This window comes from Halomonas alimentaria (assembly GCF_009902005.1).
In the GTDB taxonomy this organism is placed as follows: domain Bacteria; phylum Pseudomonadota; class Gammaproteobacteria; order Pseudomonadales; family Halomonadaceae; genus Halomonas; species Halomonas alimentaria.
Map to the genome: position 1 here is coordinate 2,681,321 of NZ_WUTT01000001.1, position 12,441 is coordinate 2,693,761.

Annotated in this window: 14 protein-coding genes; 6 read left to right on the forward strand and 8 right to left on the reverse strand. The window is 67.1% G+C overall.

Going from position 1 to position 12,441, the window contains the following annotated elements; all coding sequences use genetic code 11:
* The first annotated feature begins 2 nt into the window (after positions 1-2).
* From gabT to GRB96_RS12695, 5 genes are all read left to right on the forward strand, one after another.
* Positions 3-1,295, forward strand: coding sequence for a 4-aminobutyrate--2-oxoglutarate transaminase (gabT, locus tag GRB96_RS12675; RefSeq protein ID WP_161432479.1), 1,293 nt, complete (start codon positions 3-5; stop codon positions 1,293-1,295).
* Positions 1,296-1,428: 133 nt separating this feature from the next.
* Positions 1,429-2,025, forward strand: coding sequence for a hypothetical protein (locus GRB96_RS12680; protein ID WP_161432480.1), 597 nt, complete (start codon positions 1,429-1,431; stop codon positions 2,023-2,025).
* A 244-nt stretch (positions 2,026-2,269) separates the two neighbouring features.
* Positions 2,270-3,601: a sulfite oxidase gene (locus GRB96_RS12685; RefSeq protein WP_161432481.1), complete on the forward strand. Its 1,332-nt coding sequence runs from the start codon at positions 2,270-2,272 to the stop codon at positions 3,599-3,601.
* A 60-nt stretch (positions 3,602-3,661) separates the two neighbouring features.
* A protein-coding gene (locus tag GRB96_RS12690; RefSeq protein WP_161432482.1) for an IS5 family transposase occupies positions 3,662-4,515 on the forward strand; the annotation gives its coding sequence in 2 pieces (ribosomal slippage) (positions 3,662-4,004 and positions 4,004-4,515; 855 coding nt in all).
* 9 nt (positions 4,516-4,524) lie between these two features.
* The gene (locus GRB96_RS12695; protein WP_205743534.1) at positions 4,525-4,905 is read left to right on the forward strand and encodes a hypothetical protein; all 381 of its coding nucleotides are present in this window, start codon (positions 4,525-4,527) and stop codon (positions 4,903-4,905) included.
* A 77-nt stretch (positions 4,906-4,982) separates the two neighbouring features.
* Here GRB96_RS12695 and GRB96_RS12700 read toward each other — a convergent pair whose 3' ends face one another.
* From GRB96_RS12700 to GRB96_RS12735, 8 genes are all read right to left on the reverse strand, one after another.
* Positions 4,983-5,981 carry a zinc-dependent alcohol dehydrogenase family protein gene (locus GRB96_RS12700; RefSeq protein WP_205743535.1) on the reverse strand — a complete coding sequence of 333 codons (999 nt, stop codon included), beginning with the start codon at positions 5,979-5,981 and terminating at the stop codon, positions 4,983-4,985.
* 55 nt (positions 5,982-6,036) lie between these two features.
* Positions 6,037-6,897, reverse strand: coding sequence for a DUF2797 domain-containing protein (locus tag GRB96_RS12705; RefSeq protein ID WP_161432483.1), 861 nt, complete (start codon positions 6,895-6,897; stop codon positions 6,037-6,039).
* Positions 6,881-7,165 (reverse strand): YeaC family protein, encoded by a 285-nt coding sequence (locus GRB96_RS12710; RefSeq protein WP_161432484.1) that lies wholly within the window; start codon positions 7,163-7,165, stop codon positions 6,881-6,883. The genes GRB96_RS12705 and GRB96_RS12710 overlap by 17 nt, the downstream gene beginning before the upstream one ends.
* 43 nt (positions 7,166-7,208) lie before the next feature.
* Complete coding sequence (locus GRB96_RS12715) at positions 7,209-8,063, reverse strand: rhomboid family intramembrane serine protease (protein WP_161432485.1); 855 nt, start codon at positions 8,061-8,063, stop codon at positions 7,209-7,211.
* Between the two features lie 176 nt (positions 8,064-8,239).
* The gene (locus GRB96_RS12720) at positions 8,240-9,244 is read right to left on the reverse strand and encodes a metallophosphoesterase (protein ID WP_161432486.1); all 1,005 of its coding nucleotides are present in this window, start codon (positions 9,242-9,244) and stop codon (positions 8,240-8,242) included.
* 1 nt (position 9,245) lies between these two features.
* The gene (locus GRB96_RS12725; RefSeq protein WP_161432487.1) at positions 9,246-10,163 is read right to left on the reverse strand and encodes an NAD(+) kinase; all 918 of its coding nucleotides are present in this window, start codon (positions 10,161-10,163) and stop codon (positions 9,246-9,248) included.
* Positions 10,164-10,228: 65 nt separating this feature from the next.
* Positions 10,229-11,098 (reverse strand): carboxylate/amino acid/amine transporter, encoded by an 870-nt coding sequence (locus GRB96_RS12730; RefSeq protein ID WP_161432488.1) that lies wholly within the window; start codon positions 11,096-11,098, stop codon positions 10,229-10,231.
* A 74-nt stretch (positions 11,099-11,172) separates the two neighbouring features.
* Positions 11,173-11,691, reverse strand: coding sequence for a YqaE/Pmp3 family membrane protein (locus GRB96_RS12735; protein WP_161432489.1), 519 nt, complete (start codon positions 11,689-11,691; stop codon positions 11,173-11,175).
* Positions 11,692-11,853: 162 nt separating this feature from the next.
* Between GRB96_RS12735 and GRB96_RS12740 the strand changes: the two genes are divergently transcribed.
* On the forward strand, positions 11,854-12,261 hold the full coding sequence (locus GRB96_RS12740) for a CBS domain-containing protein (RefSeq protein ID WP_023005815.1): 408 nt from the start codon (positions 11,854-11,856) through the stop codon (positions 12,259-12,261).
* The last annotated feature ends 180 nt before the right edge of the window (positions 12,262-12,441 follow it).

The following is a 12,441-nucleotide window of genomic DNA, read 5'->3' on the forward strand; positions in this document are numbered from 1 at the left end:
ACATGACCAACGCTGAACTCAACGACCTGAAGAAGCGCTACGTCGCCAACGGCGCCGCCAGCCCCGCCACCCAGTTCGCCGACCGCGCCGAGAACGCCCTGATCTGGGATGCCGACGGCAACCGCATCATCGACTTCGCCGGCGGCATCGGCGTGCTCAATATCGGCCATCGCCACCCCAAGGTGGTCGAGGCGGTCAAGGCGCAGCTCGACAAGGTGATGCACACCTGCCAGACCGTGATGCCGTACGAGGGCTACGTGAAGGTGGCCGAGCAGCTCAGCAAGGTCACCCCGGTGCGCGGCCACGCCAAGGTGATGCTGGCCAACTCCGGCGCCGAGGCGCTGGAGAACGCCGTCAAGGTCGCGCGTGCCGCCACCGGCAAGAACAACGTGATCTGCTTCGACGGCGGCTACCACGGCCGCACCTTCATGACCATGGCCATGAACGGCAAGGTCGCCCCCTACGCCGCCGACTTCGGCAGCATGCCGGGCAACGTCTTCCGCGCGCCCTACCCGGTGCCCTACCACGGGGTCAGCGAGGATGAGGCCCTGCGCGGCCTGAAGATGGCGCTCAAGACCGACGCCAACCCCCGCGACACCGCGGCCATCGTGCTCGAGCCGGTGCTCGGCGAGGGCGGCTTCTACCCCGCCCCGGCCAGCTTCCTCAAGGCGATCCGCGAGATCTGCGACGAGCATGGCATGCTGATGATCATCGACGAGGTGCAGTCCGGCTTCGGCCGCACCGGCAAGATGTTCGCCATCGAGCACAGCGGTGTCGAGCCGGACATCATCACCATGGCCAAGAGCATGGCCGACGGCATGCCGATCTCCGCCGTGGTGGGTACCGACGTGCACATGGACGCCTCCGGGGCCAACTCCCTGGGCGGTACCTACACCGGTAGCCCGGTCTCCTGTGCCGCGGTGCTGGCGGTGCTGGACGTCTTCAAGGAGGAGAACATCCTCGAGAAGAGCCAGGCGCTGGGCGAGAAGCTCGGCAAGCGCTTCGAGAAGTGGCAGCAGCAGTTCGACTGCGTCGACAACGGCCGCCACATGGGCGCCATGGCCGCCATCGACCTGGTCTCCGACAAGGCCAAGCACACCCCGAATGCCGACCTGGCGGCGGCGCTTTGCAAGCGTGCCCGCGAGAAGGGGCTAATCCTGCTCTCCTGCGGCCTCTACGGCAACACCATCCGCTTCCTGATGCCCGTCACCATCGAGGACGAGGTGCTGGAAGAGGGCCTGGCCATCGTCGAGGAGTCCCTCAAGGAGCTGGTGGGCCAGCCCGCCACCGCCTGATCCCGGCGACCCCGCCCGACCTCACCGCCCGGCCACGTGCCGGGCGGTGCTCGTTTTGAACGCTCAGTATCTCCCTACTTGCATGGATAGCAGCCAGCCAGGAAGATAGCGGCGTCCACCGCGAGGCCATAGCGTGATACTCAGAACCCTCTCCCTGCTGCGCTCCCTGCAGGGCGCCAGCCACACCGCCGACGAGGCCCGCGCCAGCGTGCAGCAGGCCAGCGACTATCGCTGGCTGTGCGACCAGCTGCGCCACGGCACCGTGGTCGACGAGGCGGCGCGCCTCGCCGACGGCACCCCGGCGCTGGCCGTCGCCCTCGCCTACCCTGCCACCGCGAAGCGCCTGGCCGGGGGCAGCTGGCCCGAGCCCCCCGAGGCCCGCGAGCGCTGCCACGTGGCCGGCACCCACGCCTGTCGCGCCGCTGGCGCGCCGGCCTACCGCACCCTGGAGAGCCTCTCCCGGGGTGTCGCCGAAGGCGCCATCTCCATACTGCGCGACGCCGCACGTTTCCAGTATCTGCTGGAACGCGACGCCCTCGAGCTCGCCTGGCGGCGTCCGCAGCGACTGCCGACCGGCCTCGCCGCCGCCCTTCCCGAGTCATCCGGCGCCAGCGGCTGGTTCCTGCTCACGCTGCGCGTGCCCAGCACCACACCGCCTCCCCGCCTCACCGGGGCCTGGCTCGACGAACGCCTCGACCGCTACCGACGCATCCTGCCCAGGCCGGGCTGAGCCCGCGCCCGCCAGACTGTCACCGACGCGCCCAGGGTCCACCGATACGTGCGGGCTGCGACGGCGCAAGTAAGCTGCATGCCTGGGGTGACCCCTGCACCCCGAGCGGCAATTTGCCGCAATCCTGCTAGGCTGGAATAACGTAATACCCGAGCAAGGGACGACTCCGGCACCAAAACCACAAGCACAACAAGGGGCCGGCGCCAGCGGGAAGCTGGTGTCCGGTCCCGCCAGGAGCAGCGCCATGACAAAACTCCCCCCCGACACCAGGACTCGCGGCCTCCATGAGCTCTACGCCGAGGACCCCGAGGCAGCGGACCGCCTGCTGTGGAACCGCGAAGTCGACCCGGTGACCCGCCGCGGCTTCCTCAAGCGCTCGAGCCTGCTGGCCATGGCGGCCGCAGTGGGTGGCTCGATTCCCTTTGCCGACAAGATGCCTGGCGGCCTGATCCCGGCGGCCCTCGCCCAGAGCGAGGAGCCCTTCACCCTGGAGGGCAAGGAGGGACTGACCGTCCTCAACGACCGTCCGATCAATGCCGAGACCCCGGCCCACCTGCTCGATGACGACATCACCCCGGCGAAGTACATGTTCGTGCGCAACAACGGCATCCCTCCCGAGGTGGAGAGCATCGACGCCGACACCTGGGAGCTGGAGATCGGCGGGGAATCCTGCGAGAACCCACAGACCTTCACCATCGCCGACCTCAAGGAGAAGTTCGAGCATCATACCTACCAGCTCCAGGTAGAGTGCGGTGGCAACGGACGCAGCGAGTACGTGCCCTCGGCCAGCGGCAACCAGTGGACCACCGGCGCCGTGGCCTGCCCGACCTTCACCGGCGTGCGCCTGCGCGACGTGCTGGAGGCCTGCGGGATCAAGGACGATGCCGTCTATATCGGCTACTACGGCGCCGACCGTCATGCCAGCGGCGACCCTGGCAAGGACCCGATCTCGCGCGGCGTGCCCATGTCCAAGGCCCTGGAGGACGAGTCGCTCATCGCCTGGGCGATGAACGGTGAGGACATCCCCTACCTCAACGGCTACCCCCTGCGCGTCGTCTGCGGCGGCTGGCCGGGGTCGGTCTCCGGCAAGTGGCTCAAGCGCATCGTGATCCGCAACCAGAAGCACGATGGCACCAAGATGGGCGCCCCCTCCTACAGTGTGCCCAAGAACCCGGTCGCCCCGGGCAGCGTGGTGCCCAAAGAGGACTTCGTGACCATCGAGTCGATGCCGGTGAAGTCGCTGGTAACCTTCCCGAAGTCCGGGATCGACCACGCCCTCGGCGAGGCCATGGAGGTGCGCGGCCATGCCTGGGCCGGCGACCTGGCCGTGAAGGAGGTGCACGTCTCCATCGACTTCGGCGCCACCTGGCAGAAGGCCGAATTGAAGGAAGCCCCCAACCGCCTGGCCTGGCAGCGCTGGACCACCGCCGTGGAGTTCCCCGAGACCGGCTACTACGAGGTATGGGCCAGGGCCACCGACGAGGAGGGGCACTCCCAGCCCATGGTGGTGCCGGGCTGGAACCCCAAGGGCTACCTCAACAACGCCTGTCACCGCATCGCGGTCCAGGTGGCCTAGGCTTTGTCCGAAAACTCGAATTTGCTAATGTCACCTATGCCTCAGCAGCATAGGTGAACCATGGCAGGACGCTACGAGATCTCCGACAACGGCTGGGCCCTCATCGAGGACATCGTGTCGCCGCCACAAAGGACGGGGCGCCCCCGCCGTGATGACCGCCAGGTGCTGAACGGCATCTTCTGGATCCTCTGCTCAGGCGCCAAGTGGCGCGATCTGCCGGAGCGCTACGGTCCTTGGAAGACGGTCTATGACCGCTTCCGTCAGTGGCGAGACGATGGCACCTTCGAAGCCATCCTGGCGCGTCTCCAACTCCGCTTGCGAGAGGATGGCCTGATGGACCTGGACACTTGGATGATCGACTCAACGTCGATCCGCGCCACCCGTGCCGCCTCTGGAGGCGGCAAAAAGGGGGACACCAGGAGCCCGTAGACCATGCCCTGGGCCGCAGCCGTGGCGGTCTGACGACCAAGATCCACATGGTCTGTGATCGGCATGGATGGCCGCTGACCTTCACACTCTCTCCCGGTCAGGACTCGGATACACGGCACTTCATCCCGGCCATGGAACACGTTCATCTGCCTGGAAACAGGGGCAGGCCACGTAAGCGCTGTCGCTACATCGTGGCGGACAAGGGTTATGACAGCGACCCGCTTCGCCGCTACTGTGATAGGCACCGCATGAAGCCGATCATTGCCCGGCGCAAGATGAAGCGAAAACCGCGCCCTGGCGCCCCACGGGGCTTCGACAAGGTGCGCTATCGAGAACGCAACATCATCGAGCGCTGTTTCGGGTGGATTAAAGAACTGCGCCGCGTCTGCACCCGCTACGACAAGTTGGCCAGCAGCTTCAGAGCGATGGTATGCCTGGCCTGCATAGATCGCTGTCTACGTGCCGACTTTCCAGACAGAACCTAGGAGGTAGCCATGATGCGTTTCAAGAGGCTTATCAACCCGCTGCTGGGTGTCGCGATGCTCGGCTTGCCGCTGAGCGTCGCCGCCCAGGAGAGCGACCCCGATACCGGCCTGGTGATGGCCGAGGGCTGGGAGACGGTCCGCAGCAACTGCACCGCCTGCCACTCGGCCAATCTGGTGACCCAGAACAGCGGCACTCGCAACCACTGGGAGTACCTGATCCGCTGGATGCAGGAGACCCAGGGGCTGTGGGAGTTCCAGCCCGAGACGGAGGACACCATCCTCGACTACCTGGCCGAGTACTACGGTCCCAAGGAGGATACCCGCCGTCCGGCGCTACCGCGCACGCTGATGCCGGACAACCCCTACCCGACGGTCGCCGACTCCGGCTGACGCGCCATCCACACACCGAGGCATCCACAGGCCCCTTGCGAGGGGCCTGGTCGCGTTGGCACGTGGGCGGCCGAAGGTCAGGGAATCAGCACCGCCGCCCCGGAGAGGCGCCCAACGCGCAGGTCATCAAGCGCCTGGTTGGCCTGCGCCAGGGGGTAGGCGCGGGTCTCGGTACGAATCGGCACCCCGGGGGCCAGGGCCAGGAACTCCTCGCCGTCGCGACGGGTCAGGTTGGCCACCGACTTCACGCTGCGCTCCTCCCACAGCAGGCGGTAGGGAAAGCTCGGGATATCGGACATATGGATGCCACCGGAGACCACCACGCCACCGGGACGCACCTGGGCGAGTGCGGTGGGCACCAGATCGCCCACCGGGGCGAACAGCAGGGCGGCGTCGAGGGGTTCAGGCGGTACCTCGTCGCTGCCACCGGCCCACTCGGCGCCGAGGCGGCGGGCGAAGGCCTGGGCCTCGGCATCACCGGGTCGGGTAAAGGCGAAGACGCGCTGGCCTCGGGCGACGGCCAGCTGTGCCAGGATATGCGCCGCGGCGCCGAACCCGTAGATACCCAGGCGTTGGTTCGCCTCGCCGCCGGCCAGGCGCCAGGTGCGGTAGCCGATCAGTCCCGCGCAGAGCAGCGGTGCACACGCCTGGGCATCGTCGCCGTGCACGGGAAAGCAGTAGCGGGCATCGGCCACGCAATACTCGGCGTAGCCACCATCGCGGGTGTAGCCGGTGAACTCGGCGCGCTCGCAGAGGTTCTCCTCGCCGCGCCGGCAGGGGGCGCACTCGCCGCAGGTCCAGCCCAGCCAGGGCACCCCGACGCGCTGGCCGATCGCGAGTCCGCTCACCCCCTCCCCCAGTGCGGTGACCTCACCAACGATCTCATGGCCGGGCACCAGCGGCAGGCGAGGTTCGGTCAGCTCGCCATCCACCACGTGCAGGTCGGTACGGCACACGCCACAGGCCAGCACCCGCAGCTGGACCTCTCCGGCCCCCGGTCGAGGGCGCGGCAGGGTTTCCAGCACCAGCGGCTGGCCGGGGGCATGCAGGCGCATGGCGCGCATGGTCTCGCTCATCGGGCGTCTCCTGTCGGCTGTCATCGTGGGCTCAGCCGACAGGATAGCCGAGGCGTCAGGCGACGACCTTGACCTCGTACCCGGTGTACTTGCGCAGGTTGATCACACCGCTGTCCAGTATCAGGTACTGCCCCTTGAGGCCCAGCAGGGTGCCGGACACCTCCGGGCTCTTGTCGAGGTTATGGGAGACCACCTTGGTGGGATACTCGAGCACCGGATAGTCGAGAGCCACCGGTGTCTCGTCCAGCACGCGGATGGCATCCGCACCGAAGCGTTCACGCAGGTTGGCGAGGCCGGCCTCGAGGCGCGCCAGCAGGCGGTCCCGCTCGGCGGGCAGGTCGAGCGCTGCGGTCTCGCCCTTGAGCATGGCTCGCCAGTTGGTGCGGTCGGAGACCTCCTCCTTGAACAGCACCTCCACGAAGCCGGACTGCTGACGGGTATCCACGACCAGGACAGGCAGCGCCTGGACGGCGCCCTGGTCGAGCCAGCGGGTCGGCACCTGGGTGCCGCGGGTAATCCCCACCTTGAGGCCCGAGGCGTTGGCCAGATAGACGATATGCGGCTGGAAACAGTGTCGCTCGGCCCACTCCGGCTCTCGGCAGGTGCCCTCGAAGAAGTGGCAGGTCTCCGGCTTGACGATACAGGTATCGCACTGGGCGAGGCGCTTGAAGCAGGGGTAGCAGTAGCCCTGGGCGAAACTCTTCTTCGTCGCGCGGCCGCAGTGGGTGCAGGCGATGGCACCGCTCCAGGCAAGCGAGAGCGGCTTGCCAAGGCGTTCGTTGAGGTCAAGGCGCTGCTCGCCAGCGCGCAGGGTATAGCGGGCGGGCTCGCCGCCCTGCCCCGGAACGATGGCCATCTTGGTCAGGCAGCCCGTCACCTCGGCGGCCGCGGCAATGGACTCAGTCACGGCCGGCATCCTTGGCCAGGCCGGCCAGCGCGGGGTCGACATTCGCCCCGCTGCTGGCGCCGCCGCAGGTGCGCCGTTCGAGGTAGCCTACCCGCTCGCTCTCGGGCACATTGTTCTCCACCTCGAAACGCATCACTGCCTCGAGGCACAGCTCGGTCTGCTCGCGGGTCAGCATCCGGCCGTCGGGCCACTTGCGCAGGGACACCGCCTGCTTGAGGCTCGTGTAGATGGCCGGGGTCATCTGCTGGATCATGCGCTCGAAGGTCATATCGCTCATGGTTCATCTCTCTGTGTTCATACGCAATGCGGTGACGGCGAGATCAGCGCTGCCGGCGTGCCCGCCCGGAATAGTACCAGCCCATCACCAGGCCCACGACCAGGCCGCCCAGGTGTGCCTCATTGGCCACGTTGCCGAAGCCCACTGCACCGGCCATGTCGGTCATGGTGAAGAGCATCCAGCCGAGCATGAAGACCACCAGCATCTGGGGCACGAAGAAGCCGCTGCCCGGGGCGCGCCGCGACATCAGCCAGACATAGCCGAGCAGCGCGAAGTCCACGCCGGACATGCCGCCGAACAGCGCGGTTCCGGCGGCGTACTGGGCCAGGTTGGCACCGATCCCGGCGGCAAGCAGGATCGTCAGCATGCGCAGGCTGCCCTGCAGCGCCTCCACCTGGCGGCCGAAATACCACAGCCAGAGCATGTTGAAGATCAGGTGCATCCAGCCGAAATGCAGGAAGGCCGGCGACAGCAACCGCCACACCTGGCCCGACGCCAGCGCCTCCGTCAGGCTACCCACCGACAGGGTGCCGGCCGGGCTGATCCCCAGAGGCACGATGGCAAGCCCCGCAATCACCAGATCGCCGAACACCGCCATGGCGGCAAACACCAGCAGGCACAGGCCCAGGGTCGCCGCGGTGAGCGGCACCTGGCGCAGCACCGACAGCAGCGAGTCGGCATTGCCGGGACGCAGCGGCGGCGTCTCGACCGGCAGCGGCTCACCGCGCTGCCAGCGTCCCACCACCTCCACCATCGCCTCGTGCTGGGCCGGGTCGGCCAGCCACAGCAGCTGCCCCTCCGCCTCCTCGGTGATGCGATGGCCGATGCGCGCCGCCCACAGGGCGCGGCGCAACTCTCGGGTATCGGCGTCGGTGGGCAGCAGCATCACACGGTACATGGCATTACCTCGAGCGGAGGGAAGTGTCGACGGCAAGCGCTGGACGGACACGCATAAAAAATCCGGCGGAGGGTCCGCCGGACAAGAGCAAGGGATCATTCAAGGGAACACCTACTCAGATGGCGGATAGGGTCGGGAGTTCAGCCCCCGGCCCAGGAATTTTGTAACGGTTTGTATCAATCGAGATCGATCTCCCACGGCTGGGGACGCACCCGCTCTTCCCGGGGCACTCCCAGCCACACGAAGTGGTCGGCATCCAGGCGCGACTCGCCGCTCCATCGATAGGCCACCAGACGCCCGAACTTGACCGCGCTGTAGTCCAGGCAGGCGATATTGGGAGCCGGCAGCGCGGGAATGCCCTCGCACCAGTAATGCCCGATGAACAGCGGCGGCTCGTCGAGACCATAATGGCTCAGGCGAGCTCGCTCCTCCGCCGTCAAGGGACGCTGTTCGAGGTCCCCCGGCAGGTTGTCGGGCTGGAACACCACATCGCCCCAGGTCTCGGGCGCCCGTGCCCAGAAGTGGGCGCGGAAGCTGCGGCGGGTGAAGCCATCTCCGGAGTGGATGTCCACGCCCAGCGGCAGGGGGATCTGAGTGCCACGCGTCAGGCGATCGAGGATATGAAAGGCCCGGGTGCCGGGCGCCGTGGACTCGACCAGGAAGGCCTCGTCCATGCGGCCATTGGGACGCCGCCGATAGAGCTCGTCGACCAGCGGCTGGTCCCAACAGGCGTGCACCACGCGCAGACCATCGAGTTCCAGGCACAGCGGGATCTCCAGAAACCAGGCCAGGGCATCCTCCCACTCCTGGGGATGGTCCTGATACTGCTCCAGGGTCTCGCGAATGATGCGGTTGTTGCGTGGGGTATGCTCGCGCAGCCAGTCGCGCCCCAGTCCGGAGGGAGCACGCTGGCAGTAGGTCAGGGCATTGTATTCGTGATTGCCCATCACGATATGCGCCTCGCCCTCCTCCACCATGCGCCGGGCGATCTGCACCGCTAGCCGGATACGCGGCCCCCTGTCGACCAGGTCGCCGAGGAAGATCACCTTGCGCCGCGGATGGCGGTAGACCCCGCCGCGCTGGTGGTAGCCCAGCTTCTCCAGCAGCGCGGCCAGGGTGGCACCACAGCCGTGCACATCGCCGATCAGGTCATAGCCTTCGAGCCTCGCCCGCTTGTTCACGTCAATCTCCCAGGCGGTGGCTCCAGCCCAGCTTGCTGCGCAGGACCTCGTAGAAATTGTGTCCCACCGGATGCACCAGGTGCACCGTCTGGGGCTTGCGGCGAATCACCAGGACGTCGTCGGGCTTGGCCACCGCCCGGGTCTGGCCGTCGCAGCTGATATGCGGATAGGTCTGGTTGGTCTCGCCGATATGGATGCGGATCTCGCTTCCGGCATCCACCACGATGGGGCGACTCGACAGGGTGTGCGGAAACATCGGCACCAGAGTCAGCACATCCAGCCGCGGATGCATGATCGGCCCGCCGCCGGAGAGCGAATAGGCCGTGGAGCCGGTGGGGGTAGCGATGATCAGGCCGTCGCTGCGCTGGCTGTAGACGAACTGACCGTCGAGGAACAGCTCGAACTCGATCATGCGCACCGCCTTGCCGGGGTGCAGCACCACCTCGTTGAGGGCGTCGCCGCTGCCCATCAGGGTGTCGCCGCGGTAGAGCTCGGCATCGAGCAGGAAGCGCTCCTCTACCTCATAGCGCCCCTCGAGCACCTCACCCACCCGCTCCTCCAGCTCGTCGGGGGAGATATCGGTCAAGAATCCCAGCCGGCCACGATTGACACCAAGCACCAGGGTGCCGCTGTGACACAAGGTGCGAGCCGCGCCCAGCAGGCTGCCATCGCCGCCGACCACGATCACCAGGTCACACAGTTCGCCGAGCATGCGACGACTGGCCTCGGGGTGGCCATGGTCGAGCAGCACCGTGGCGGTACGATCCTCGACGATCACATGCAGGCCACGCTCATCGAGGAAGCGCATCAGCCGCTTGAGGGTCTCGACCACCTTGGCACTGCCCAGGCGGCCGATCAGGCCGATGTTGCGGAAGGGTGGCGTCTCGCGCCCCTCGGGTGTTCTCTGTTGGGATGGCATTCGGGGGCCTCTCGCATCGCAGCGGCTCATTATGGCGAGCGACCCGGTCCCGAGCAAACCGGACCTCAGGCCGCTTCCACCGAGCGCCGACGCACCCACCACTCGTTGAGCAGCAGGGCCGCCAGGATGATGGCGCCACCGAGCCCCAGGCGGGCGAGGTCGGCATCGCGGTTCCAGATCACCAGGTTGACCACCAGCCCGGCCGGAATCAGCGCGTTGTTCATGATCGCCAGCGCGCCGGCATCCACCCGCACGGCACCGAGGTTCCACAGGAAGTAGCCGAGACCCGAGGCCACCAGGCCCAGCCACAGCAACACCCCCCACTGCACGCCGGTGGTGGGCAGCGCGGCGGCGTTACCGAGGAATGCGAAGGCAGGTACCGCCACCAACAGGGCCCCTAGATAGAACCAGGCGAACACGCTGTGGCGCGGTAATGCGTCGGGAAGCTCGGCCGACAGCCGCCGGTAACCCACCTGCCCCAGGGCGAAACAGAGGTTGGCACCCTGTACCACCAGGAAGCCCAGCCAGAAGCCGCTGTCCACGTCGGCGTAGCGGATCACCGCGGCACCCAGCACCGCCAGCGCCGCGGTGGCCAGGTAGAAGGGGGTGAAGCGGCCGAACAGCGCATCGTCGAGCAGGGTGATATAGATCGGCGTGAAGATGGTGAACAGCAGCACCTCCGGCACCGACAGCAGCAGGAATGACTGGTAGAAGAACAGGTACATCACGCCCAGTTGCACCGCCCCGAGCCCCATCAGCAGCCAGCGCTGCCGTCCTCTCAACAGCCGTGGGCGCAGGAAGGGCAGGAAGACCAGTGCCGCCAGCCCGACACGCATCAGCACCGCAAAGTAGCTGTCCACCTGGCCGGCCAGGTAGACGCCGATCAGCGAGAAGGAGAACGCCCACAGGACGGTAACACCAACCAGGAAGCCCATCGGTAAACCTCAATTCAAAAGAAGGTTTACCAAGCTTACAGGGGGTACTACCCCACTGCCAAGAGGCTCGCACCTCAGGGGCTCGAGAGCCGTCGCCAGGCGTATACCACCCCGGGTATCCAGCCCAGCAGAGTCAATGCCACGGCGACCAGCACCCGGCGTGGGGACTGTCCGGCCAGGCCAAGGGCCAGGGGCGGCAGCAGGATCGCCAACATCCTGAACGCCAGGCGCACCCGTGGCGGTTCAGCGGGAGCCTGATCGGGCAACGGAGGCAAGGTACCACTGTCACCCACCTCGCGCCCCCGGGAAGGCACATGGCTCCTGACAGTGGCATCGTCGCGGGGGGCGCTGTCATGATCCAGGGCGCGGCGGTGGGCCTCACGGTCAATCTTCTGGGTGATCGACTCGGCACCCTCGGCCAGATCGTCGTGGTAGCGCTCCCACTCTTCCCAGTCATAAGGCGTGCCGGCCCGGGGGCGGTGATCGCCGGCCTCCCGGGCACGGGCCCAGGCCTTCTCTTCCAGGGTGTTGGGGCGTTCGCGGTCGCGTTCGCCGTCGATCCCCTGTCTGGCGAGGTATTCGCGTGCATCCATGGGCGGGCTCCGGAGGATCAAGGAATGGTGAGAACTTGGAGGGGGTGATGGCGTGCCGGGTTCCACAGACGCCGCCGAGCGTTGAAGCCGCCCGCCGGAGCGAGGCGGACAAGCCGCCATGGTCGGCTATGCTAAGGGCAAACCGGCACAAGGAGACCCTTCATGCCCAACAAGGCCCCCACCATCGTGCGTGAGATCATGTCACGCGACTGCTACCGGGTCACCGGCAAGACCTCGGTCTCGACGCTGGCCGAAGGCCTCTCGCTGCACCGGCTGCCCGGCGTCCCGGTGGTCGACGACCACGACCACCTGATCGGCTTCATCTCCGAGCAGGACGTGATGGGCAAGGTGCTGGAGAGTGCCTACCTCAACGACGAACCACCGCTGGTCAGCGACCTGATGCGCCACGAGGTGCTCTCGGTATCCCCCACCAAGAGCATCACCGACCTGGCCCAGGAGATGCTCGGCAACAAGCCCAAGGTCTACCCGGTCGTGGAGCAGAACCGGCTGGTGGGCATCGTGACCCGCCGCGACGTGCTCAACGCCATCCTGCGCATGCGCCACCGCTGAGCGGCGACGACCTCGCCCCTCCCTCACTTGCTCGCCCCGTCAGTCGACGGGGCGAGCGCGTTGTCGCCACCCGCCAGGCCCTGACTCGTCTCCCGAAAAAAAGAAGGTTCTTCGCAGACTGGCGTGAAAACGAAGTACTCTTAGGCGACGGCGGGATAGAGAAACGGCGGTAAATCCGAG